Genomic DNA, 21,896 nt, shown 5'->3' with positions numbered 1-21,896 from the left:
GAACCGGGAATGTTACAACCAAAACGTACTAAATTCCGTAAGCAACACACTGGTCGTAACCGTGGTTTAGGCAAAGGACAAAACGTGTCTTTTGGCGACTTCGGTCTTAAAGCGACCGGTCGTGGCCGTCTTACTGCTCGTCAGATCGAAGCAGCACGTCGTGCGATGACTCGTCACATTAAACGTCAAGGTAAAATCTGGATCCGTGTATTCCCAGACAAGCCGATTACTCAGAAGCCTCTTGAGGTTCGTATGGGTAAAGGTAAAGGTAACGTGGAATACTGGGTAGCCCAAATTCAGCCAGGCAAAGTTCTGTATGAAATGGACGGCGTTTCAGAAGGTCTTGCTCGCGAAGCTTTCGAGCTTGCTGCGCGTAAGTTACCTATTAGCACCACTTTTGTAACGCGGACGGTGATGTAATGACAGCGAACGAACTTAAAGATAAAAGTGTTGAAGAGCTTAAAGCTGAGCTACTAAACCTGCTTCGTGAGCAATTCAACTTGCGTATGCAAGCAAGTACTGGCCAATTGGCTCAAACTCACTTGCTTAAAAACGTACGTCGCGATATCGCGCGTGTGAAAACAATTCTGAATCAGAAGGCAGGTGCGTAATGAGCGATATCCGTACATTGCAAGGTAAAGTAGTTAGCGACAAAATGGACAAGTCTATTGTTGTTGCTATTGAGCGTCAGGTTAAACACCCTATCTACGGGAAATACACCAAACGCACTACTAAGCTACACGCTCATGATGAAGCTAATGTTGCCGCTCAAGGCGATGTAGTTACCATCAGAGAATGTGCTCCAATCTCTAAGACTAAGTCTTGGACTTTGGTAGACGTAGTAGTTAAAGCCTAAGCTTTAAAACTATGAAAAAGGCTCCCATTGGGAGCCTTTTTTCGTTTATTAATAACAATTATATTATTATTGTTTTTTGCAGCATGAAGCATTTTTTTCACCTGCAATTCCAATATTTCCTAATTGCATGTAGCCCGCTGAGCTGGCAGTATCAGTTAGTTATAGGAAGTACATTAGGTAATGGAGTCACCGTTTAGGTTCATGGAAGAGCAGAAGTCGTCACAAAATAGGGAGAGCAAAGAAGTCGATTTACGTCATCTCTTTGTTACTTTGTGGCAAGCAAAATTAAACATTATCTTGGTTGTGATGGTCACGTTGCTGCTAAGTATGTTGTATGTAAAAGCACTGCCTTCGTTATACCAAGCATCCTCTAAGCTAATGATCGGTTACAGCCAAACCAAAATGGTAGCTGTAGAAGATGTCTACAACTTCGATACCCAAGCTGAAGCATATTTTAATACTGAAACAGAAATTCTTCGTTCTGAGCGTATCGCATTAGCGGTTATTCATAAGTTAGATTTACAACATCACCCTGAATTCTTACGCAAACCAATTGCCCCTTGGCGTTATTGGTGGCAGGTCATTACCCTAGGCTATAGTTCCCAATTTAGTAGCACTAATTCACCAAGTGAAGCCCAGATATTAAGGGTATTTAAAAGTCGACTATCGGTAACGCCTTTACCTAAGAGTCGTTTAGTCGAAATCAAATTTAGAAGCTGGGACAAGTTACTGGCTCAGCAAGTCTCTATCGCGGTAGCAGAAGCCTATATTGAGTATCACCGAAGCTCTAGTGAAGCGGCCACTGATCAAACTATTGGCTGGTTATTGCAAGAGCTGAATCGCTTAAAGTCTGCCCTGCAGAGCTCAGAAGTTGAACTGCAGCTGTATCGCGAGCAAGAAAACCTAGTTGATCAGGAAGGTATCTTAGGGCTTATCGGTAAAGAGCTGCAGCAACTGACAACTCAGCAACTGGAAGCTCAGCGGATCAAAAGTGAGGCCAGTGCGCTATGGAATCTAGTAAGACGCACCGCCACTGGCGATTTAAATAAACTAACCTCCCTAAGTGAGATTCAACGTGATCCTATGGTGCAAAATATTAAGCGCCGACGGATTGAGCTGGAATTAGAACAAGCCGACTTAGCTAAGCGTTATGGACCTAAACACCCTAAGCGTGTGTCCTTGACGGGAGAGATCTCAAGGGTTGAATTAGAGCTACGCAGCCAAACCGATTTTATTATCTCAGGTATCGAGAAAAGCTATCAGTCTGCTGTTGCGCGCGAAGCCGCTTTATCAGAATCTTTACGATTAGCTAAGGTGAGATATCAAGACCTTAGCCGCAAGACAACGCGTTTTAACCAACTGACTCGCGAGATAGAAAGTAATACCCGACTTTACAACACTTTCCTTGAGAAGTTTAAGGAAGCCGAAGCCGCAGAAGGATTCAACCGGGGTTATGCTCAGTTGGTTGATAGCGCACGGATCCCTGAGTCTCCAATTAAACCAAAGAAAGCAATCATCGTGATACTAGCCGGCATGCTTGCCGGTATTTTGAGTGTGGTGTTTGTATTACTTAGACAGGCTATGTCACGTACGTTCTCAACGGTTGATGAGCTGGAAAATGCGCTAAGTGTTGAAGTGATAGCTGAAGTACCAAAAGTGAAGGTTCGCAGCAACAAATGGCTCAGACAAGGTGTTCACCCTTGGTTGGGTGAGCCACTGCGTTCTTTGCGAGCGCGTTTACAAATGCGGCCAAACCGCGGCCAAGTAGTGTTGTTTACCTCTGCTTTAGAAGGTGAGGGCAAAACCAGTTTAACCATCCAAACAGCCTCGGCCTGTAGTGATGTAGAAAAGGTATTGTTGATTGATGCTGACTTACGCCGTGCTTCGGTTTCTACCTACTTAAATTACTCGTTGTCACAACCGGGTTTAACCCACTTACTCGCGCGTACTCATTCTGTATCGCAATGTATTCACCGTGATAACCAGTTAGGTTTTGATGTTCTAACCGCAGGTTTGATTGACCGACACTCTACCTCTTTATTAGCCTCTAAAAAGTTCAAGCTGTTGCTTAAGGGCCTACGTCAGCACTACGATCGCATTGTTATTGAAACCGGCCCATTAATGCAGGTTAGTGATGCGGTTATGGTTGCACCTTCGGTAGACGCCACGTTGTTGGTTGTGCAGGCGGAACGAACTGATGGCAAATCAATAGAGAATGCTTTGAATAAGTTGGCGCGGATGGATTTAGAAATATCTGGCGTAGTATTTAATAAAGTCGCCCGCAACAAACGTGCTTACGATTACGACCTACCTTCTGTTCATTTGGTTGAACGCAGCCCTAAAGTAGTTCCCTTACGCGAAGACAAATTCCGCAAACAGGGTTAAATCCTGCCTTAAGCTGGAGAGTTATTTAGTTTTGGTATATGGTTGTGCCGCACTATATAGGAAGGGCCCATGCCAGCAACTTACACCACCGCGCCGCATGCGTTTAGTTATTTAGATTTTGAACGCGAAGCTTGGTCAACACTCCGTCAATCAGTACCTCTTACTCTTACCGAAGATGATCTTGAAAGCATTCGTGGTATTAACGAAGCGCTGTCCCTGCCTCAGGTTGTAGATATTTACCTGCCGTTATCTCGCTTGCTCAACTTATACGTTAAAGCGCGCCAAGACCGCCGAGAAGTATTAGCTAATTTTTTGGGTAGTGGAAAACATGTCCCTTATATTATTGGTGTTTCTGGTAGTGTCGCCGGAGGAAAAAGTACCACTTCGCGGATCTTACAGGCGCTGCTGCAACGTTGGCCGGAGCATCCTAAGGTTGATATTGTAACCACCGACGGTTTCTTATTGCCTAACGAAGAGCTTGAAGCGAGAGGCTTGATGCAGCGTAAAGGTTTCCCTGAAAGTTATGATCAAAAAGCCTTGGTCGATTTTGTGGCAGCGCTTAAATCTGGAGAGGAGAGTGTTTCGGCGCCCGTATATTCTCACCTTTCCTATAACATCGTAAAAGATAAGCAGATTAAAGTAGAACAGCCGGATATTGTTATTCTTGAAGGCTTAAACGTGTTGCAGTCTGCCCGCGATTATCCCAATCAACCTCGGCAGGTATTTGTTTCCGATTACCTAGACTTTTCAATATTTGTTGATGCCGAACCAGAGCTTCTTGAAACTTGGTATATCGAACGCTTTCAAAAGTTACGGGCTAGCGCTTTTACTCACCCCAACAACTATTTCCATCATTACGCTCGACTTGATGAAAATGAAGCCGCGGAGATTGCTAAGCAGATCTGGTCTTCAATTAACCACGTAAATTTGATTGAGAATATTCTTCCCACCCGAGAGCGCGCTGATTTGATTTTAGAAAAAAGTGCTAACCATGAAGTAAGTCGGGTTCGTTTAAGAAAATGAGTGTAGTTTCCTCGATACAAAGTGATGTTGATTTAAGCCCCTACAATACCTTTGCTTTAGCGGCTAAAGCTAAGCATTTTGTTGAATTAAAACATGCTGAAGACATCAAAGAGCTCATTGCCTGGGTGGGCTCTAAGCAACTACCGTGGATGGTGATTGGTGGAGGCTCTAACTTACTGCTGCTAGAAGACTTTAGCGGGCTAGTTATAGTAAATAAGTTACGCGGCATTGAAGTCAGTGATGACGCAGAGACCTACACCATTAAAGCAGCAGCGGGAGAAGATTGGCACCAGTTTGTGCAGTGGACTGTTAAACAAGGAATGCCTGGCTTAGAGAATTTAGCTCTGATTCCCGGAACAGTGGGTGCGTCTCCAGTACAAAACATTGGCGCTTATGGCATTGAGCTAGCCAATGTATGCAGTGAGGTTGAATTTTACTCTTTGCTGACTAACAGCATGCAAACTCTCAGCAGTAAACAGTGCAAATTTGCTTATCGAGACAGCATTTTCAAAGCTCAGCTAAAAGACCAAGTTGTTATCAGCAAGGTTACTTTTAAGCTTAGTAAGTCATGGCTAGCAAAGCGTGACTATGGTGGATTGCAGCAGCTAGCTGAAGATGTGTCTGCGCAGACAGTGTTTGAAGAGGTCTGCAGAATGCGCATCAGCAAACTTCCTGATCCGAAGGTATTAGGCAATGCTGGCAGCTTTTTTAAAAACCCTTTGGTTAGCCAACAGCATCTTTCAAGCTTGCTATCTCGTTACCCTGAGATGCCAAATTATCCAGCAAGCAAGGGACAAACTAAGTTAGCCGCGGGTTGGCTAATTGATAAACTAGGCCTAAAAGGTTATTCAATCGGCGGTGCAGCAGTGCATCAAGATCAAGCATTGGTATTGGTTAACAAAGCCAACGCAAAAGCTAGCGATTTACTCGCACTATGTCGCCACATTCGCCAGCAAGTATGGCAATCCTTTAATGTGTTACTGCAACCAGAAGTTCGTTTTATTACCCATTCTGGTGAGATCGAGCCAAGCACTGTATTAGGCAAGCCCGATGCTGCAGAGTAAACCTTATCAGCTGATAAACGCTCTCTCATTAGGTGAGTTTTGCTCTGGCGAAAGCTTAGCTAAGCAACTTGATGTTTCTCGAACCACGATTGCTAGTTATATCAAGCAGTACTCGGTTTTGGGTTTAGATATCTATAGTGTGAAAGGCAAAGGTTACCGCTTGGCTCAGCCGCTCTCTCTGCTAGATTCTAAAGTTTTAGAACTGGCTCTACCCAATAATATGCCCTTGGTATTCGATCAGGTTGATTCAACCAATGCTTGGTTAATGAGCAATATAGACTGCGTGGAGCATGGCCAAGTGGTTCTCGCTGAATACCAAAGTGCTGGTCGCGGCAGGAGAGGGCGAGCATGGCAAACGCCGTATGCTGGTCAACTTTGTATGTCTTTGTTGTGGCGTTTACAAGATGGCATTGAAGCCGCCATGGGCTTAAGCTTAGCTGTTGGGCTAGCGATTGTAGAAGCATTAGAAAAGGCTGGTTTTAAGGATTTAGGCTTAAAGTGGCCAAATGATATTTATCTTGGTGGTAAAAAGCTTGGTGGAGTATTAATTGAGCTTCAAGGCCACGCTAATAGCGAAGTTAGTTTGGTGGTTGGCTTAGGAGTGAATGTTAGAGTGGCTAGCCTTCAGGCAGAGCAAATTGACCAAGCTTTCGCTCAGTTAGAAACGAATGCTAAGCCCCCTTTAAACAGAACCGACCTAGCTATAGCTATTGTTGAATCTTTGAATCAGATGTTTGAGGTATTTCGGTTACAGGGCTTCGCTGCTCTACAGCAGCGTTGGAATCGCTACGATATTTTTGCAGAACAAGCGGTAAGCTTGCGGTTCTCCGAGGAGCGACAGTTAAAAGGCACGGCAAAAGGCGTAGATAAGCAAGGCCAATTACTGCTTGAAATAAACGGTCAACAACAAGCCTTTATGGCCGGTGAAGTATCGCTACGCGGCCAATAATTGAGCCTGCTGGCTGATTTTTGCGCGTTCACATCAATCCTTAGTTTTTTTTTCCATTTGGTTGTTGCATTTAATAAATGCATTACATAGAATGCGCAGCACTTAAGCGATGCCGATTTAGCTCAGTTGGTAGAGCAACTGACTTGTAATCAGTAGGTCGCCAGTTCGACTCCGGCAATCGGCACCATCTCTTAAGTGTAAGGCTTCACCTTGTTAAAAGGTGACAGTGTGGGGGGGTTCCCGAGTGGCCAAAGGGAGCAGATTGTAAATCTGCCGCGAAAGCTTCGATGGTTCGAATCCGTCCCCCCCCACCATTTATTTTGGTAGTAGGTCGTCTTCCAAAGGTTTGATGCGGGCATCGTATAATGGCTATTACCTCAGCCTTCCAAGCTGATGATGCGGGTTCGATTCCCGCTGCCCGCTCCACAGTGCTGATATAGCTCAGTTGGTAGAGCGCACCCTTGGTAAGGGTGAGGTCGGCAGTTCGAATCTGCCTATCAGCACCACATTCCTTTTTTAGTCTCCCTATTACTTTTTACCGGTCGGTAAGCGTAAACCAATGGTGCTTTGTACCAATGACCTTTATCCAGAGGGACTATTATGTCTAAAGAAAAATTTGAACGTTCAAAACCGCACGTAAACGTTGGTACAATTGGCCACGTTGACCACGGTAAAACAACTCTAACAGCAGCTATTACCAACGTACTTGCAAAAGTATACGGTGGTGAAGCTAAAGATTTCGCAGCAATCGATAACGCTCCAGAAGAGCGCGAGCGCGGTATCACCATTTCTACTTCACACGTAGAGTACGACACTCCAACTCGTCACTACGCACACGTAGACTGTCCTGGACACGCCGATTACGTTAAAAACATGATCACTGGTGCAGCACAGATGGACGGCGCTATCCTAGTAGTAGCATCTACAGATGGCCCAATGCCACAAACACGTGAGCACATCCTACTTTCTCGTCAGGTTGGTGTACCTTACATCATCGTATTCATGAACAAATGTGACATGGTAGACGACGAAGAGCTTCTAGAATTAGTAGAAATGGAAGTACGTGAACTTCTATCTGAATACGAATTCCCAGGTGATGACATTCCAGTAATCCAAGGTTCAGCGCTTAAAGCCCTAGAAGGCGAAGAAGCGTGGGAAGCAAAAATTGTAGAACTAGCAGAAGCGCTAGATACTTACATCCCAGAGCCAGAGCGTGACATCGACAAGCCATTCCTACTACCAATTGAAGATGTATTCTCAATTTCAGGTCGTGGTACGGTAGTAACAGGTCGTGTAGAGCGCGGTATCATCAAGGTTTCAGAAGAAATTGAAATCGTAGGTGTTAAAGAGACTACTAAGACAACTTGTACTGGTGTAGAAATGTTCCGCAAGCTTCTAGACGAAGGTCGTGCTGGTGAGAACTGTGGTATTCTTCTACGTGGTACTAAGCGTGACGAAGTACAGCGTGGTCAAGTATTGGCAGCACCTGGTTCAATTACTCCACACACCAAGTTCGAAGCTGAAGTATACGTACTAAGCAAAGACGAAGGTGGCCGTCACACGCCATTCTTCAAAGGCTACCGTCCACAGTTCTACTTCCGTACAACTGACGTAACTGGTTCTGTAGAGTTACCAGAAGGCGTAGAAATGGTAATGCCAGGCGACAACTTGAAATTTGTTGTAGAGCTAATTTGCCCAATCGCGATGGACGAAGGTTTACGCTTCGCAATCCGTGAAGGTGGCCGTACAGTAGGTGCGGGTGTTGTAGCTAAAATCTTCGAATAAGAAGAGTAGCACAGCAGAAAAAAGGTCGCTTAGGCGGCCTTTTTTGTTTTTGAAGGCAAGATCTTTAAGTTCTGCTCTGGTGTTATAAATACCCGGGCAATTTATTGTTTGCCTAGTCGCGTTTTTTCGACATTCAAGGGTTACAATCTTGAAACAAAGTGCCTATAATGTCGGGCTTCGTGCTATAGGGGTGTAGTTCCAATGGCAGAACGTCGGATTCCAAATCCGAATGTTGGGAGTTCGAATCTCTCCACCCCTGCCACTATCCCTATATGAAGGGATTTATGATTTTGTGGGATTATTTGTAGGTTGTTTGATGAGTACCAGTACTGAAAACCAAAGTGGGTCGTTAGATGGCCTAAAATGGGCATTAGCTGCTCTAATTTTAATCGCCGCTGTTGTAGGTAACTACCTATATACAGATATGTCGATCTTGGTGCGTGTAATCGGTGTTGTGATTGCCGTGATTGCTGCTTTAGGCATTGCATCGCAAACCAATAAAGGCAAGCAAGCCTTCGAATTTGCTAAAGAGTCGCGTATGGAAGTGCGTAAGGTTATCTGGCCTACTCGTCAAGAAGCCATTCAAACTACCATGATTGTATTAGCTGCTACTGCATTCATGTCACTAATTTTGTGGGGCCTAGATGCGATATTGGTTCGCCTAGTTGCCTTTGTAACAGGGGTAGGTATCTAATGACTGAAGAGCGCAAATTGCGTTGGTACGTGGTTCAGGCTTTTTCTGGCTATGAAGCTCGCGTATCTAAATCATTAAAAGAGTACATCCAAATCCATTCTATGGAAGATTCTTTTGGTGAGATTCTAGTACCGACTGAAGAAGTAGTTGAAATGCGCGCTGGTCAAAAACGTAAGAGTGAGCGCAAGTTCTTCCCTGGTTACGTTTTGGTTCAAATGGATCTAAACGATGAAAGCTGGCACTTAGTGAAAAGTGTGCCGCGGGTACTAGGCTTTATTGGTGGAACGGCAGAGCGCCCAGCTCCAATTTCTGATAAAGAAGCGAAAGCTATCTTGGATCGCTTGGATGAAACCAGTGATAAGCCAAGACCAAAAACTCTATTCGAACCAGGCGAAGTGGTTCGTGTTACCGATGGCCCATTCGCCGACTTCAACGGTACTATCGAAGAAGTGGATTACGAAAAGAGCCGTGTAAAAGTATCAGTATTGATTTTCGGCCGAGCTACGCCAGTAGAGCTAGAATTCGGACAAATCGAGAAAGGCTGATAAAAAATAAACAATCAGTTGTTTTTAGGGCAGGGGATCGACTATAATCCGCTGCCCTTTGTTCTATCGGGAAGCTAATCGCATGTGCGAAAGGCGTTTGAACCCAAAATAAGGTAAATTTAAAATGGCTAAAAAAGTCCAAGCTTATATTAAGCTTCAAGTTGCTGCGGGTGCCGCAAACCCGTCACCACCAGTTGGTCCTGCTCTAGGTCAACATGGTGTAAACATCATGGAATTCTGTAAAGCATTCAACGCGAAAACAGATTCAATTGAAAAAGGCGCGCCAGTACCAGTAGTAATTACTGTTTATTCTGACCGTTCTTTCACTTTTGAAACCAAAACTCCACCTGCTTCTTACTTATTGAAGAAAGCGGCTGGCATCAAGTCTGGTTCTGGTGTTCCAAACAAAGAAAAAGTTGGCAAAGTAACACGCGCTCAACTAGAAGAAATTGTTAATACTAAAGCAGTAGATATGACTGGTGCTGACGTAGACGCAATGGTTCGTTCAATTGAAGGTTCTGCCCGTTCTATGGGCTTGGTTGTAGAGGGCTAATACGATGGCAAAACTTTCTAAGCGCATGCGTGCGATCAACGAAAAAGTTGATTCAACAAAAGAATACTCAGTAAACGAAGCTGTTGCTCTTCTAAAAGAATTAGCGTCAGCTAAGTTCCTAGAAAGCGTAGATGCAGCGGTTAACCTTGGTGTTGACCCACGTAAATCTGACCAAAACGTTCGTGGTGCTACTGTACTACCACACGGTACTGGTCGTAACGTTCGTGTTGCTGTATTTACTCAAGGTGCTAACGCCGAAGCCGCTACTGAAGCTGGTGCTGACGTAGTTGGTATGGACGACTTGGCTGCTCAAGTTAAAGCAGGTGAGATGGACTTCGACGTAGTAATTGCTTCTCCAGATGCAATGCGCGTTGTTGGTCAACTAGGTCAAATCCTAGGTCCACGTGGTTTAATGCCTAACCCTAAAGTGGGTACAGTTACTCCTAACGTAGCTGATGCAGTTAAACTAGCTAAAGCGGGTCAGATTCGTTACCGCAACGACAAAAACGGTATTATCCATACTACTATTGGTAAAGCCGATTTTGATGCTGACAAGCTTAAAGAGAACCTTGAAGCATTGGTTGTTGCTCTTAAAAAAGCAAAACCTGCTCAATCTAAAGGTCAGTTCATCAAGAAAGTTAGCCTATCAACCACTATGGGTGCTGGTCTAACTGTTGATGTAGCTACTTTAGATACTCAAGCTTAATCATTTACAAAGCGCAAAATTTATACTATCATTTTGCGCTTTGTATTTATGGGTCAGGGCTTATGCCCTCATCCAAGACCGTAGGTGCTAGTTTCTAGCTTAATCTCCTACGTAGATGGTGAGGAAACCCAAGAATAAATTTTTTATTCTGGACAACCAAACCGTAAAGGCCTCTAAATCTAATGACTTAGAGGGAAGTAAACACCAGATTTATCTGGTATTGGAATCCAGGAGTAAAGCCAATGGCCTTAAGACTCGAAGACAAGAAGCAAATTGTTGCTGGCGTCAACGAAGCTGCCAAAGGTGCACTTTCTGCAGTAGTTGCTGATTCACGTGGCGTAACTGTAGATGCGATGACTTCACTTCGTGCTAAAGCACGTGAAGCTGGCGTATCTATGCAAGTGGTACGTAATACCCTTGCTCGTCGTGCAGTAGCTGGCACAGACCTAGAATGTCTTACTGAGTCATTCACTGGTCCTACTTTGATTGCCTTCTCTAATGAGCACCCAGGTGCTGCAGCGCGTCTATTTACAGACTTCGCTAAAGAGCAAGACAACTTTGAAGTACGTGCAGCAGCATTTGAAGGTGCATTAGCAGACGTAAACGTTCTTGCAAAACTACCAACTTACGAAGAAGCAATTGCCAAGTTAATGGCAACTATGAAAGAAGCTTCTGCAGGCAAGCTGGTTCGCACTCTGGCCGCACTACGCGATCAAAAAGAGTCAGAAGCAGCATAATTTGCTTGTTGCTACATTATTTTATAAATTTAATTGAATTTAGGAATTTGAGTCATGTCTATCACTAAAGACCAAATTATCGAAGCTGTTGCTGAAATGTCAGTAATGGACGTTGTTGAACTAATCGAAGCTATGGAAGAGAAGTTCGGCGTATCTGCTGCTGCAGCTGTTGCTGTTGCTGGTGACGCTGGTGCTGCTGCTGAAGAGCAATCAGAATTCGACGTAATTCTTACTGCTGCTGGCGCTAACAAAGTTGCTGCTATTAAAGCGGTACGTGGCGCTACAGGTCTAGGCCTGAAAGAAGCTAAAGGTCTTGTTGATTCAGCTCCTGCTGCAATCAAAGAAGGCGTTGAGAAAGAAGAAGCTGAAGCTCTTAAAGCTGCTCTTGAAGAAGCTGGTGCTTCTGTTGAGCTTAAGTAATCTACCTATAAGTAGATTGCAGCCTTTATAGGCTATGGCTGGTGGTTATTTAATCACCGGCCTTTTTGCGCTGTAGGACGCCGTCTTTTTTATCACCGTTTTAGATGGTGCGTCTAGCAAAAAACTTAGAGAAGGAATTCTCTTCGACAATGACAAACGGTATGTAAGAACTGTCCCAGATTTTGCGGACAGAGTGGGTCACTTATCAGCGAGCTGAGGAACCATATGGTTTACTCTTATACAGAGAAAAAACGCATTCGTAAGGACTTTGGAAAACGTCCTCAAGTAGTGGACACGCCTTACCTGCTTTCAATACAGCTTGACTCTTTTGAGAAATTCATAGAGATCGATCCTGAAGGCGAGTATGGGCTGGAAGCTGCATTCCGCAGTGTATTCCCGATTGCCAGTTATTCAGGATATTCAGAGCTACAATATGTTAGCTATCGTCTTGGCGAGCCGGTTTTTGACGTTAAAGAATGTCAAATTCGTGGAGTCACCTACTCTGCTCCCTTGCGCGTTAAATTGCGTTTAGTGTTGTTTGATCGTGAGGCTCCGGCTGGCACGGTTAAAGACATCAAAGAGCAAGAAGTATACATGGGTGAAATCCCATTGATGACAGGTAACGGTACCTTTGTAATTAATGGTACAGAGCGTGTTATCGTATCTCAGTTACACCGTAGTCCTGGTGTATTCTACGATCATGACCGTGGTAAAACACATTCATCAGGTAAAGTGTTATATAACGCGCGCGTTATTCCTTACCGTGGTTCATGGTTAGACTTCGAATTCGATCCTAAAGACAACTTGTTTGTTCGTATCGACCGTCGTCGTAAGCTTCCAGCATCTATTATTTTGCGCGCGTTAGAAATGACCACGCAAGAGATTCTAGAAACCTTCTTTGACTCTACTGCTTTCGAATTGAAAGACGGTAAGGTGATGATGGAGCTAGTACCAGCCCGTTTACGTGGTGACACTGTTTCTTTCGACGTTATGCTAAACGGCGAAGTATTGATTGAAGCAGGCCGTCGTGTAACAGCGCGCCATATTCGTCAACTGGAAAAATCAGGCGTTGAGCAAATCGAAGTGCCGGTTGAGTACCTTGCTGATAAAGTATTGGCTGAAGAGTATGTTGACGAAAGCACTGGTGAAGTTATTGCCGAGGCTAACAGCGAATTAAACCTAGAGTTAATTGCTGCGCTTTCGCAAGCAGGTCACTCGGTGATAAAAACGATTTATACCAATGACTTAGATCATGGTTCATTTATCTCTGATACCTTGCGTGTTGATTCTTCAACAAACCGCCTAGAGGCGTTAGTTGAAATCTACCGTATGATGCGTCCTGGTGAGCCACCAACAAAAGACGCAGCAGAAGCCTTGTTCGAGAACTTGTTCTTTAACGGCGACCGTTACGACTTGTCAACAGTAGGCCGTATGAAGTTCAACAGCCGTGTTGGCCGTGAAGACGGTTCAGTGGCTGGTGTACTTGATAAAGAAGACATCGTTAAGGTTATGCAAACGCTAATCGAAATTCGTAACGGCCGTGGTGAAGTTGATGATATCGACCACCTTGGTAACCGTCGTATTCGTAGCGTAGGCGAAATGGCTGAAAACCAATTCCGCGTTGGTCTAGTACGTGTAGAGCGTGCTGTTAAAGAGCGCCTAAGCTTAGGTGACCTTGATGCATTGATGCCACAAGACTTAATTAACGCTAAGCCAATCTCGGCTGCGGTTAAAGAGTTCTTTGGTTCAAGCCAATTGTCTCAGTTCATGGATCAAAACAACCCGCTTTCTGAAGTAACACACAAACGTCGTGTTTCTGCATTAGGCCCAGGTGGTTTAACTCGTGAACGTGCTGGCTTTGAAGTGCGAGATGTACACCCAACGCACTACGGTCGTTTATGTCCGATTGAAACGCCGGAAGGTCCAAACATTGGTTTGATTAACTCGTTGGCGGTTTACTCTCGCACTAATGAGTTTGGTTTCTTAGAAACCCCTTACCGCAAAGTAATTGAAGGCCAAATCACTGATGAAGTAGATTACTTATCAGCGATTGATGAAGGCACTTATGTGATCGCTCAGGCAAACGCTGAAGCCGACGCAAATGGTAAATTACTTGAAACAGATTTAGTACCTTGTCGCCACAAGGGTGAATCAACCTACATGCCTACTGACCAAATTCAGTACATGGACGTAAGTCCTCAGCAGATTATTTCTGTGGCGGCATCGTTGATTCCGTTCCTAGAACACGATGATGCAAACCGTGCATTGATGGGTTCTAACATGCAACGTCAAGCTGTACCAACACTGCGTGCTGATAAGCCGTTGGTAGGTACTGGTATTGAACGTGCTGTAGCGGTTGACTCTGGTGTAACTGTTGTATCGAAACGTGGCGGTACGGTTGACTACGCAGATGCTAGCCGCATCGTAGTTAAAGTAAATGAAGACGAGATGCTTCCTGGTGAGGCAGGTATCGACATTTACACGCTAACAAAGTACACCCGTTCTAACCAAAACACCTGTATCAACCAACGTCCGGTAGTTAAATCAGGCGAATTGGTAGCTAAAGGCGACGTACTAGCAGATGGTCCTTCAACTGACTTAGGTGAGTTGGCATTGGGTCAAAACATGCGCGTAGCGTTCATGCCTTGGAATGGTTACAACTTTGAGGATTCAATCGGTATTTCTGAGAACGTAGTTAAAGAAGATCGCTTTACTACTATTCACATTCAAGAGTTAAGCTGTATCGCTCGTGATACTAAGCTTGGCAGTGAAGAAATCTCAGCCGATATTCCAAACGTTGGTGAATCAGCGCTAAGCAAACTTGATGAGTCAGGTATTGTTTACGTTGGTGCTGAAGTTAAGCCAGGTGACATCTTAGTGGGTAAAGTAACCCCTAAAGGTGAAACACAATTAACACCTGAAGAGAAGCTATTGCGTGCCATCTTCGGTGAGAAAGCGTCTGATGTTAAAGATACATCACTACGTGTACCTAACTCTGTATTTGGTACCGTAATCGACGTTCAAGTCTTTACTCGCGATGGCGTAGAAAAAGACAAGCGTGCTCAAGAAATTGAGTCTATGCAGCTTAAAGAAGCGAAAAAAGATTTAACCGAAGAATTCAAGATCCTTGAAGACGGTATCTTTGCTCGTGCTAAATCTGTATTGATTGCAGCCGGTAAGTCAGAAGCTGACTTAGACCGCCAGCAACCAGCAGAGTGGCTAGAAGCGGCATTAAGCGATGAAGACGCGCAAACGCAGCTAGAACAAATTGCTGCGCAATACGACGAAATCAAAGCTGAATTCGACAAGCAGTTCGACATTAAGCGCCGTAAGATCACCCAAGGTGATGACTTAGCGCCTGGCGTACTGAAGATTGTTAAAGTTTACTTAGCAGTTAAGCGTCGTATTCAACCTGGTGACAAGATGGCTGGTCGTCACGGTAACAAAGGTGTAATTTCTACCATTGTTCCTCGTGAAGATATGCCTTATGACGAAACTGGTCGCCCAGTAGACATCTGCTTGAACCCACTAGGTGTACCATCGCGGATGAACATCGGTCAGATCCTTGAAACCCACTTAGGCCTAGCAGCTAAAGGTGTTGGTGAAAAAATTGATGAAATGCTGAAAGTTCAGCGTGAAATCGAAATGGATAAACTGCGTGACTTCATCCAGAAAGTGTACAACGTAGGTGATGACGCGCTTAAAGTTGACGTTGCTAGCTTCACTGATGAAGAAGTAATGACTTTAGCCAAGAACTTACGTGGCGGTGTGCCAATGGCTACCCCTGCATTTGATGGTGCTAAAGAAGCTGAAATTAAAGAGCTATTACGTTTAGCCGACTTACCTGATTCAGGTCAAATCGTGTTACGTGACGGCCGTACCGGTCAAGAATTTGAGCGCCCTGTAACTGTTGGTTACATGTACATGTTGAAACTTAACCACTTGGTTGATGACAAGATGCACGCTCGTTCTACTGGTTCTTACAGCTTGGTTACTCAGCAACCTCTAGGTGGTAAAGCACAGTTTGGTGGTCAGCGCTTCGGTGAGATGGAAGTATGGGCACTAGAAGCATACGGTGCTGCTTACACCCTACAGGAAATGCTAACGGTTAAATCTGATGACGTTAACGGTCGTACTAAGATGTACAAGAACATCGTTGATGGTAACCACCAGATGGAGCCAGGAATGCCTGAGTCGTTCAACGTGTTGCTCAAAGAGATTCGCTCTCTTGGTATCAACATTGAGTTGGATGAGCTGTAAGCACAGGACTTCACCTGAATTAAAAGCAAGGCGGGCGTTTCATTAGAAACGCCCCAGGTTTAACTCCAACCTGGAGAGAAACGTGAAAGATTTACTTAAGTTTCTTAAGCAACAAAGCAAGACCGAAGAGTTTGAAGGCATTAAAATTGGCCTAGCTTCACCAGACCAGATCCGCAGTTGGTCGTTTGGTGAGGTGAAGAAACCAGAGACGATTAACTATCGTACTTTTAAGCCTGAGCGTGACGGTTTATTCTGTGCCCGTATTTTTGGCCCAGTAAAAGATTACGAATGTTTGTGTGGTAAATACAAACGTTTGAAACACCGTGGTGTTATTTGTGAGAAGTGTGGCGTAGAAGTTACCCAATCTAAAGTTCGTCGTGATCGAATGGGTCATATCGAATTAGCTTCTCCTGTAGCGCACATCTGGTTCTTAAAATCATTACCATCGCGTATTGGTTTATTACTAGATATGACTTTACGTGATATTGAACGAGTGCTTTACTTCGAATCATTTGTTGTGACTGAGCCTGGCATGACCAGCTTAGAGCGCGGTCAAATGCTTACCGAAGAAACTTACTTGGATTCACTTGAAGAGTACGGTGACGAGTTTGAAGCTAAAATGGGCGCTGAAGCTGTATTAGCTTTATTGCGTCATTTAGAGCTTGACCAAGAAATCGAAGTAATGCGCGAAGAGTTACAAACTACTAACTCTGAAACTAAGCGTAAGAAGACCACTAAGCGTCTTAAGCTTATGGAAGCGTTCCGCGATTCAGGTAACAAACCTGAGTGGATGATTATGACCGTATTACCGGTTCTTCCACCAGATTTGCGCCCACTAGTACCACTAGATGGCGGCCGTTTTGCTACGTCTGATTTGAACGATTTATACCGTCGTGTAATCAACCGTAACAACCGTTTGAAGCGTCTATTAGACCTAGCTGCTCCAGACATTATTGTGCGTAACGAAAAGCGTATGCTGCAAGAAGCAGTTGATGCCTTGTTAGACAATGGTCGTCGTGGTCGTGCTATTACTGGTTCTAACAAGCGTCCGCTTAAATCTTTGGCCGATATGATCAAAGGTAAGCAAGGTCGTTTCCGTCAGAACTTGCTAGGTAAGCGTGTAGATTACTCAGGTCGTTCGGTAATTACCGTTGGTCCAACACTGCGTCTACACCAGTGTGGTCTTCCTAAGAAAATGGCACTTGAGCTATTCAAACCATTCATCTATGGCAAGCTAGAGCTGCGTGGTCTTGCGACTACAATTAAAGCTGCTAAGAAAATGGTTGAGCGCGAAGGCGGTGAAGTGTGGGATATTCTTGAAGAAGTTATCCGCGAACACCCAGTATTACTTAACCGTGCACCAACCTTGCACCGTTTGGGTATTCAAGCCTTTGAGCCTGTGCTAATTGAAGGTAAAGCAATTCAATTACACCCGCTAGTGTGTGCGGCTTATAACGCCGACTTCGATGGTGACCAAATGGCGGTACACGTACCGTTGACCTTAGAAGCACAGTTAGAAGCACGTTCGTTGATGATGTCGACCAACAACGTACTATCACCAGCTAACGGTGAGCCTATTATCGTTCCTTCGCAAGACGTTGTATTGGGTCTGTACTACATGACTCGTGAACGTGTTAACGCTGAAGGTGAAGGTATGTACCTTTCTGGCCCTAAAGAGGCTGAGAAGTTATACCGCGCTAAACAAGCCAGTATTCACGCACGTGTAAACGTACGTATTACTGAGGTTGTTGTAGCTGAAGACGGCTCTAAAATCGAAAAAACTGAGATTAAGCAAACTACCATTGGTCGTGCCATTTTATGGTTAATTGTACCTAAAGGTTTGCCATTTGATTTAGTTAACCAGTCAATGGGTAAGAAGCAAATCTCAGGATTGCTAAACACCTGTTACCGTAAACTAGGTCTTAAGCACTCAGTTATTTTTGCTGACCAATTAATGTACACCGGTTTCCATTACGCAACCTTGTCTGGTGCCTCTGTAGGTATTAACGACATGGTTATCCCTGATGCTAAGAAAGACATCGTGGAAGAAGCCAGTGACGAAGTAAGCGAAATTCAAGAGCAGTTCCTAGCTGGTTTGGTAACCGCAGGCGAGCGTTACAACAAAGTAATCGATATTTGGGCTTCGGCTAACGAAAAAGTATCGAAAGCGATGATGGACAACTTGTCTACTGAAACAGTTATCAACAAAGATGGCGAAGAAGAGAGTCAAGACTCATTCAACAGCATCTTTATGATGGCCGACTCTGGCGCACGTGGTAGTGCTGCACAGATTCGTCAGCTAGCTGGTATGCGTGGCTTGATGGCTAAACCGGATGGTTCGATTATCGAAACGCCGATTGTGGCTAACTTCCGTGAAGGTTTGAACGTACTTCAGTACTTCATCTCAACCCACGGTGCGCGTAAAGGTTTGGCCGATACCGCATTGAAGACTGCTAACTCTGGTTACTTAACACGTCGTCTAGTAGATGTTGCCCAGGATTTGGTTGTTACCGAAACTGACTGTGGTACCGAAGACGGTATTATCATGACGCCTCACATTGAGGGGGGTGATGTTGTTGAGCCATTACGTGAGCGTGTTCTTGGTCGTGTTCTAGTAGGCGATGTAATTAAGCCTGGTACTGAGAACGAAGTACTGCTTAAAGACAAAACACTACTTGACGAGAAACTGTGTGACCTTCTTGAAGAGAACTCAGTGGATACCGTTAAAGTACGCTCAGTAATTAGCTGTGCTAACGACTTTGGTGTTTGTGCTCTTTGTTATGGTCGTGACCTAGCTCGTGGCCACTTGGTTGGTCGCGGTGAAGCGGTTGGTGTAGTTGCAGCTCAATCAATTGGTGAGCCAGGTACTCAGCTTACCATGCGTACCTTCCACATTGGTGGTGCGGCATCGCGTGCGGCAGCAGAGAACAGCATTCAAGTTAAGAACGCAGGTACTATTAAGCTACACAACGCTAAAGTAGTAACTAACAGCGAAGGCAAGTTAGTTGTAACCTCTCGTTCTACTGAATTGACCATTATTGATGAAATGGGTCAAACCAAAGAAAGCCACAAGCTTCAATACGGTGCAATACTTGAAGTAGTAGACGGTGGTGCGGTTACCTCTGGCGACACAGTTGCTAACTGGGACCCACATACACACCCAATTATTACTGAAGTACCGGGTCGCGTTAAGTTCATCGACATGGTTGAAGGCGTAACTGTTAGCCGTCAAACTGATGAACTAACTGGTCTTTCTAGTATTCACGTTATGGACCCTAACGAGCGCCCTGGCGCTGGTAAAGAAATGCGTCCAATGGTGAAATTGGTTGACGGTTCTGGTAACGACGTACTTATTGCCGGTACTGATATTCCAGCTCAGTACTTCTTGTCTGCAAAAGCGATTGTAAACTTAGAAGATAATGCTGAAGTAGGTGTTGGTGATGCAATTGCTCGTATCCCACAAGAATCAAGCGGTACTAAAGATATTACCGGTGGTCTACCTCGCGTAGCCGACTTGTTCGAAGCTCGTCAGCCTAAAGAGCCAGCTATTTTGGCAGAAATTACCGGTACTATTAGTTTCGGTAAAGAAACCAAAGGTAAGCGCCGCTTGGTGATTACTCCTGCTGAAGGCGATGCTTACGAAGAAATGATTCCTAAGTGGCGTAATCTAAACGTGTTTGAAGGTGAGAAAGTTGCTAAAGGTGAAGTAATTGCCGATGGTCCAGAATCACCACATGACATTTTACGTTTACGTGGCATTAGCCCTGTTTCTAACTACATCGTAAACGAAGTACAAGACGTATACCGTTTACAAGGTGTGAAGATTAACGATAAACACATTGAAACTATCGTGCGTCAAATGCTTCGTAAGTGTTTGATTCTAGATGCTGGTGATTCTAGCTTCTTGCTAGGTGAGCAAGCTGAAGTTGCCCGTGTGAATATTGAGAATCGTCAATTAGAAGCTGAAGGCAAACGTCCTGCGGTATACCGTCGTGAGTTACTAGGTATTACTAAGGCGTCACTATCTACAGAGTCGTTTATTTCTGCGGCTTCGTTCCAAGAAACTACTCGCGTGCTTACCGAAGCAGCAGTGGGTGGAAAACAGGACGAACTACGCGGTCTTAAAGAGAACGTTATTGTTGGTCGCTTGATTCCTGCTGGTACTGGTTATGCCTACCACGAGAATCGTCGCAATCAAACTGAAGCGCCAGCTCCAATTACTGCAGATGAAGCAGCTGATAACTTAGCAGCTCTACTAAATGCAGCCCCTGGTGGCGAAACAGAGTAGTAGCTGACTCTACTAAGATAAAAAAGGCAGCCATTGGCTGCCTTTTTTAATGTCTTCGCTTTAACTATCCCTCTGCAAAATATTTGACAAGTGTTAGCGTTCGTCACAGACTCCATTTTTAAAAACAACAAAATCCAGAGCATTTTATGAGCAAACAAATTGTATCGACAGAAGCGGCTCCAGCTGCAATTGGCCCATATTCTCAAGCAACTAAAATTGACGAATTGGTCTTTACTTCAGGCCAAATCCCGTTAGATCCTGAATCGATGGAGATCGTGGAAGGAGGAATAAGCGAGCAAACAAAACAAGTAATGGAGAATCTAATGGCGGTATTAGCTGCTGCTGGTGCAGATGCTTCAACAGTGTTTAAAACTACCTGCTTTCTAAGTGATATGGCTAATTTTGTTGCCTTTAATGATGTTTACGCGAGTTACTTCCCAGAAAGTGCACCTGCGCGTTCATGTGTAGAAGTAGCGCGTTTACCTAAAGATGTGTTGGTAGAAGTAGAAGCTATTGCGCATATTAAGTAGTTTATGAGCCTTACCTATACTCTGGTTGTTACTAGCCCCTTGTATGGCAAGCAGGGAAGTGCTTCGGCGCTTAACTTTGCCAATGCTTTGATTGAAGCTGGCCATCAGATAAAAACGGTATTCTTTTATCTAGATGGGGTGAGTAATGGCCTGTCTACTTCGCTACCAGCAAGTGATGAAGTAAATATTCATCAGCACTGGCTCGATATAAAAAAAGCATCTGCGTGTTCGCTTCTTGTATGCAGTGCAGCTGCCTACCGCAGAGGAGTTATTGGTCAGGAAGAAGCAGCAGTAAATCAATTGCCGGCGAATATGCACAACGAGTTTAATATGTCTGGTTTAGCCGAAATGGCTACTGCGATGTTAAGTAGCGATAGAGTGGTGCATCTATGAGCAAATCATTAGTGTTTGTATTTAGTCACGCACCACACGGCAACTCTTTAGCACGAGAAACACTGGATGCTGCACTTGCTGCCTCTGCCGTATCGGAAGATATTGTCGCCTATTTTGAGGGCGATGGGGTTTATCAGTTATTGAAGGGGCAAAACCCCACTAACATTAAGCAACGAGATGTGCTTCCTACCTATGGTTTGTTGGATCTTTACGACGTTGAAGAGATCTACGTTGATCAACAATCATTAAAAGAACGTGGCCTTTCTTTAGAACAACTTGCTATTAGCGTTAGAGTTAAACAAGCAAAACAGTTCTATTCAGAATGCTGTCATGCTCATGCAATATTGAGATTTTAGCATGCTACATATTATGCGACATCCTTATGCAAGTGACCCTTACGAACGCTGCCTTGCTCAGCTTGAAAACGGTGGGCATCTAGTACTCATCGAAGATGCTGTTTACTCATGGCTGCGTGATGACACGCGTTTAACGGTACTTGCACAAAGCGCTAGAGTCTCTGTGTTAAGTGCCGATGTGAGGGCTCGGGGTATTGAAGTCTGCGATAGCGTACTGATCGATTACCAAGATTTGGTAATGTTAACCGAACAACACACGCCCTCTATGACTTGGTAACTCAGCTCCCATTCATCAAAAATATCAAGCTTGTGATCATTGCAAGCCTTGACTCTTTACCTGCAAGCGCATAAA

The 21,896-nt window shown here is 44.5% G+C and carries 20 protein-coding genes and 5 tRNA genes; all 25 read left to right on the top strand.

Translation table 11 applies throughout. The features are described from left to right. Window positions 1–9 precede the first annotated feature (9 nt). The 25 genes from rplP to tusB all read left to right on the top strand — a co-directional run bounded on the left by rplP (window position 10) and on the right by tusB (window position 21,821). Complete coding sequence (gene rplP / locus K5620_RS18935) at window positions 10–420, top strand: 50S ribosomal protein L16 (protein ID WP_016403501.1); 411 nt, start codon at window positions 10–12, stop codon at window positions 418–420. After that, a complete protein-coding gene (rpmC, locus tag K5620_RS18930; protein ID WP_016403502.1) occupies window positions 420–611 on the top strand; it encodes a 50S ribosomal protein L29 in 192 nt (63 codons plus the stop codon). The genes rplP and rpmC overlap by 1 nt, the downstream gene beginning before the upstream one ends. Beyond that, complete coding sequence (gene rpsQ / locus K5620_RS18925; protein ID WP_016403503.1) at window positions 611–856, top strand: 30S ribosomal protein S17; 246 nt, start codon at window positions 611–613, stop codon at window positions 854–856. The genes rpmC and rpsQ overlap by 1 nt, the downstream gene beginning before the upstream one ends. Window positions 857–1,036: 180 nt before the next feature. Beyond that, complete coding sequence (locus K5620_RS18920) at window positions 1,037–3,241, top strand: GumC family protein (protein WP_016403504.1); 2,205 nt, start codon at window positions 1,037–1,039, stop codon at window positions 3,239–3,241. Window positions 3,242–3,310: 69 nt separating this feature from the next. After that, window positions 3,311–4,264 (top strand): type I pantothenate kinase, encoded by a 954-nt coding sequence (gene coaA / locus K5620_RS18915; protein ID WP_016403505.1) that lies wholly within the window; start codon window positions 3,311–3,313, stop codon window positions 4,262–4,264. Beyond that, complete coding sequence (murB, locus tag K5620_RS18910) at window positions 4,261–5,328, top strand: UDP-N-acetylmuramate dehydrogenase (protein ID WP_016403506.1); 1,068 nt, start codon at window positions 4,261–4,263, stop codon at window positions 5,326–5,328. The genes coaA and murB overlap by 4 nt, the downstream gene beginning before the upstream one ends. Beyond that, window positions 5,315–6,277 (top strand): bifunctional biotin--[acetyl-CoA-carboxylase] ligase/biotin operon repressor BirA, encoded by a 963-nt coding sequence (birA, locus tag K5620_RS18905; RefSeq protein WP_016403507.1) that lies wholly within the window; start codon window positions 5,315–5,317, stop codon window positions 6,275–6,277. Before murB ends, birA begins: the two co-directional genes overlap by 14 nt. Before the next feature lie 111 nt (window positions 6,278–6,388). Then, window positions 6,389–6,464 (top strand) — tRNA-Thr (locus tag K5620_RS18900). Window positions 6,465–6,507: 43 nt separating this feature from the next. Beyond that, window positions 6,508–6,591, top strand: a tRNA-Tyr gene (locus K5620_RS18895). 37 nt (window positions 6,592–6,628) lie between these two features. Then, window positions 6,629–6,703: transfer RNA gene (locus K5620_RS18890), tRNA-Gly, on the top strand. A 4-nt stretch (window positions 6,704–6,707) separates the two neighbouring features. Further along, window positions 6,708–6,783 (top strand) — tRNA-Thr (locus tag K5620_RS18885). A gap of 94 nt (window positions 6,784–6,877) precedes the next feature. Beyond that, window positions 6,878–8,062: an elongation factor Tu gene (gene tuf / locus K5620_RS18880; protein ID WP_221077417.1), complete on the top strand. Its 1,185-nt coding sequence runs from the start codon at window positions 6,878–6,880 to the stop codon at window positions 8,060–8,062. A 186-nt stretch (window positions 8,063–8,248) separates the two neighbouring features. Next, a tRNA-Trp gene (locus K5620_RS18875) sits at window positions 8,249–8,324 on the top strand. Window positions 8,325–8,378: 54 nt separating this feature from the next. Continuing rightward, window positions 8,379–8,756 (top strand): preprotein translocase subunit SecE, encoded by a 378-nt coding sequence (secE, locus tag K5620_RS18870; RefSeq protein WP_016404044.1) that lies wholly within the window; start codon window positions 8,379–8,381, stop codon window positions 8,754–8,756. Beyond that, a complete protein-coding gene (gene nusG / locus K5620_RS18865; protein WP_016404043.1) occupies window positions 8,756–9,301 on the top strand; it encodes a transcription termination/antitermination protein NusG in 546 nt (181 codons plus the stop codon). The genes secE and nusG overlap by 1 nt, the downstream gene beginning before the upstream one ends. 124 nt (window positions 9,302–9,425) lie before the next feature. Beyond that, window positions 9,426–9,854 (top strand): 50S ribosomal protein L11, encoded by a 429-nt coding sequence (gene rplK, locus K5620_RS18860; RefSeq protein WP_016404042.1) that lies wholly within the window; start codon window positions 9,426–9,428, stop codon window positions 9,852–9,854. A 4-nt stretch (window positions 9,855–9,858) separates the two neighbouring features. Continuing rightward, window positions 9,859–10,560 (top strand): 50S ribosomal protein L1, encoded by a 702-nt coding sequence (rplA, locus tag K5620_RS18855; protein WP_016404041.1) that lies wholly within the window; start codon window positions 9,859–9,861, stop codon window positions 10,558–10,560. 242 nt (window positions 10,561–10,802) lie between these two features. After that, window positions 10,803–11,297 carry a 50S ribosomal protein L10 gene (gene rplJ / locus K5620_RS18850; RefSeq protein ID WP_016404040.1) on the top strand — a complete coding sequence of 165 codons (495 nt, stop codon included), beginning with the start codon at window positions 10,803–10,805 and terminating at the stop codon, window positions 11,295–11,297. 54 nt (window positions 11,298–11,351) lie between these two features. Continuing rightward, window positions 11,352–11,717: a 50S ribosomal protein L7/L12 gene (rplL, locus tag K5620_RS18845; RefSeq protein WP_016404039.1), complete on the top strand. Its 366-nt coding sequence runs from the start codon at window positions 11,352–11,354 to the stop codon at window positions 11,715–11,717. A gap of 225 nt (window positions 11,718–11,942) precedes the next feature. Beyond that, window positions 11,943–15,977, top strand: a complete 4,035-nt coding sequence (rpoB, locus tag K5620_RS18840) for a DNA-directed RNA polymerase subunit beta (protein ID WP_016404038.1) — start codon at window positions 11,943–11,945, stop codon at window positions 15,975–15,977. A gap of 82 nt (window positions 15,978–16,059) precedes the next feature. After that, window positions 16,060–20,265 carry a DNA-directed RNA polymerase subunit beta' gene (rpoC, locus tag K5620_RS18835; RefSeq protein ID WP_221077416.1) on the top strand — a complete coding sequence of 1,402 codons (4,206 nt, stop codon included), beginning with the start codon at window positions 16,060–16,062 and terminating at the stop codon, window positions 20,263–20,265. 146 nt (window positions 20,266–20,411) lie between these two features. Then, on the top strand, window positions 20,412–20,795 hold the full coding sequence (locus K5620_RS18830) for a RidA family protein (RefSeq protein ID WP_016404069.1): 384 nt from the start codon (window positions 20,412–20,414) through the stop codon (window positions 20,793–20,795). A gap of 3 nt (window positions 20,796–20,798) precedes the next feature. Continuing rightward, window positions 20,799–21,188: a sulfurtransferase complex subunit TusD gene (gene tusD, locus K5620_RS18825; protein ID WP_016404068.1), complete on the top strand. Its 390-nt coding sequence runs from the start codon at window positions 20,799–20,801 to the stop codon at window positions 21,186–21,188. Beyond that, window positions 21,185–21,544, top strand: a complete 360-nt coding sequence (gene tusC, locus K5620_RS18820; RefSeq protein WP_016404067.1) for a sulfurtransferase complex subunit TusC — start codon at window positions 21,185–21,187, stop codon at window positions 21,542–21,544. Before tusD ends, tusC begins: the two co-directional genes overlap by 4 nt. 1 nt (window position 21,545) lies before the next feature. After that, the gene (gene tusB / locus K5620_RS18815) at window positions 21,546–21,821 is read left to right on the top strand and encodes a sulfurtransferase complex subunit TusB (RefSeq protein ID WP_040307734.1); all 276 of its coding nucleotides are present in this window, start codon (window positions 21,546–21,548) and stop codon (window positions 21,819–21,821) included. Window positions 21,822–21,896: the final 75 nt, after the last annotated feature.

The organism is Agarivorans albus, from assembly GCF_019670105.1.
In the GTDB taxonomy this organism is placed as follows: Bacteria; Pseudomonadota; Gammaproteobacteria; order Enterobacterales; family Celerinatantimonadaceae; genus Agarivorans; species Agarivorans albus.
Note: the sequence above shows the minus strand (reverse complement) of the source record. Positions and strands in the feature narration are given on the sequence as shown.

Coding starts and splice junctions, on each gene's coding strand:
- rplP (WP_016403501.1), top strand. CDS start 10: ATGTTACAACCAAAACGTACTAAATTCCGTAAGCAACACACTGGTCGT.
- rpmC (WP_016403502.1), top strand. CDS start 420: ATGACAGCGAACGAACTTAAAGATAAAAGTGTTGAAGAGCTTAAAGCT.
- rpsQ (WP_016403503.1), top strand. CDS start 611: ATGAGCGATATCCGTACATTGCAAGGTAAAGTAGTTAGCGACAAAATG.
- K5620_RS18920 (WP_016403504.1), top strand. CDS start 1,037: ATGGAGTCACCGTTTAGGTTCATGGAAGAGCAGAAGTCGTCACAAAAT.
- coaA (WP_016403505.1), top strand. CDS start 3,311: ATGCCAGCAACTTACACCACCGCGCCGCATGCGTTTAGTTATTTAGAT.
- murB (WP_016403506.1), top strand. CDS start 4,261: ATGAGTGTAGTTTCCTCGATACAAAGTGATGTTGATTTAAGCCCCTAC.
- birA (WP_016403507.1), top strand. CDS start 5,315: ATGCTGCAGAGTAAACCTTATCAGCTGATAAACGCTCTCTCATTAGGT.
- tuf (WP_221077417.1), top strand. CDS start 6,878: ATGTCTAAAGAAAAATTTGAACGTTCAAAACCGCACGTAAACGTTGGT.
- secE (WP_016404044.1), top strand. CDS start 8,379: ATGAGTACCAGTACTGAAAACCAAAGTGGGTCGTTAGATGGCCTAAAA.
- nusG (WP_016404043.1), top strand. CDS start 8,756: ATGACTGAAGAGCGCAAATTGCGTTGGTACGTGGTTCAGGCTTTTTCT.
- rplK (WP_016404042.1), top strand. CDS start 9,426: ATGGCTAAAAAAGTCCAAGCTTATATTAAGCTTCAAGTTGCTGCGGGT.
- rplA (WP_016404041.1), top strand. CDS start 9,859: ATGGCAAAACTTTCTAAGCGCATGCGTGCGATCAACGAAAAAGTTGAT.
- rplJ (WP_016404040.1), top strand. CDS start 10,803: ATGGCCTTAAGACTCGAAGACAAGAAGCAAATTGTTGCTGGCGTCAAC.
- rplL (WP_016404039.1), top strand. CDS start 11,352: ATGTCTATCACTAAAGACCAAATTATCGAAGCTGTTGCTGAAATGTCA.
- rpoB (WP_016404038.1), top strand. CDS start 11,943: ATGGTTTACTCTTATACAGAGAAAAAACGCATTCGTAAGGACTTTGGA.
- K5620_RS18830 (WP_016404069.1), top strand. CDS start 20,412: ATGAGCAAACAAATTGTATCGACAGAAGCGGCTCCAGCTGCAATTGGC.
- tusD (WP_016404068.1), top strand. CDS start 20,799: ATGAGCCTTACCTATACTCTGGTTGTTACTAGCCCCTTGTATGGCAAG.
- tusC (WP_016404067.1), top strand. CDS start 21,185: ATGAGCAAATCATTAGTGTTTGTATTTAGTCACGCACCACACGGCAAC.
- tusB (WP_040307734.1), top strand. CDS start 21,546: ATGCTACATATTATGCGACATCCTTATGCAAGTGACCCTTACGAACGC.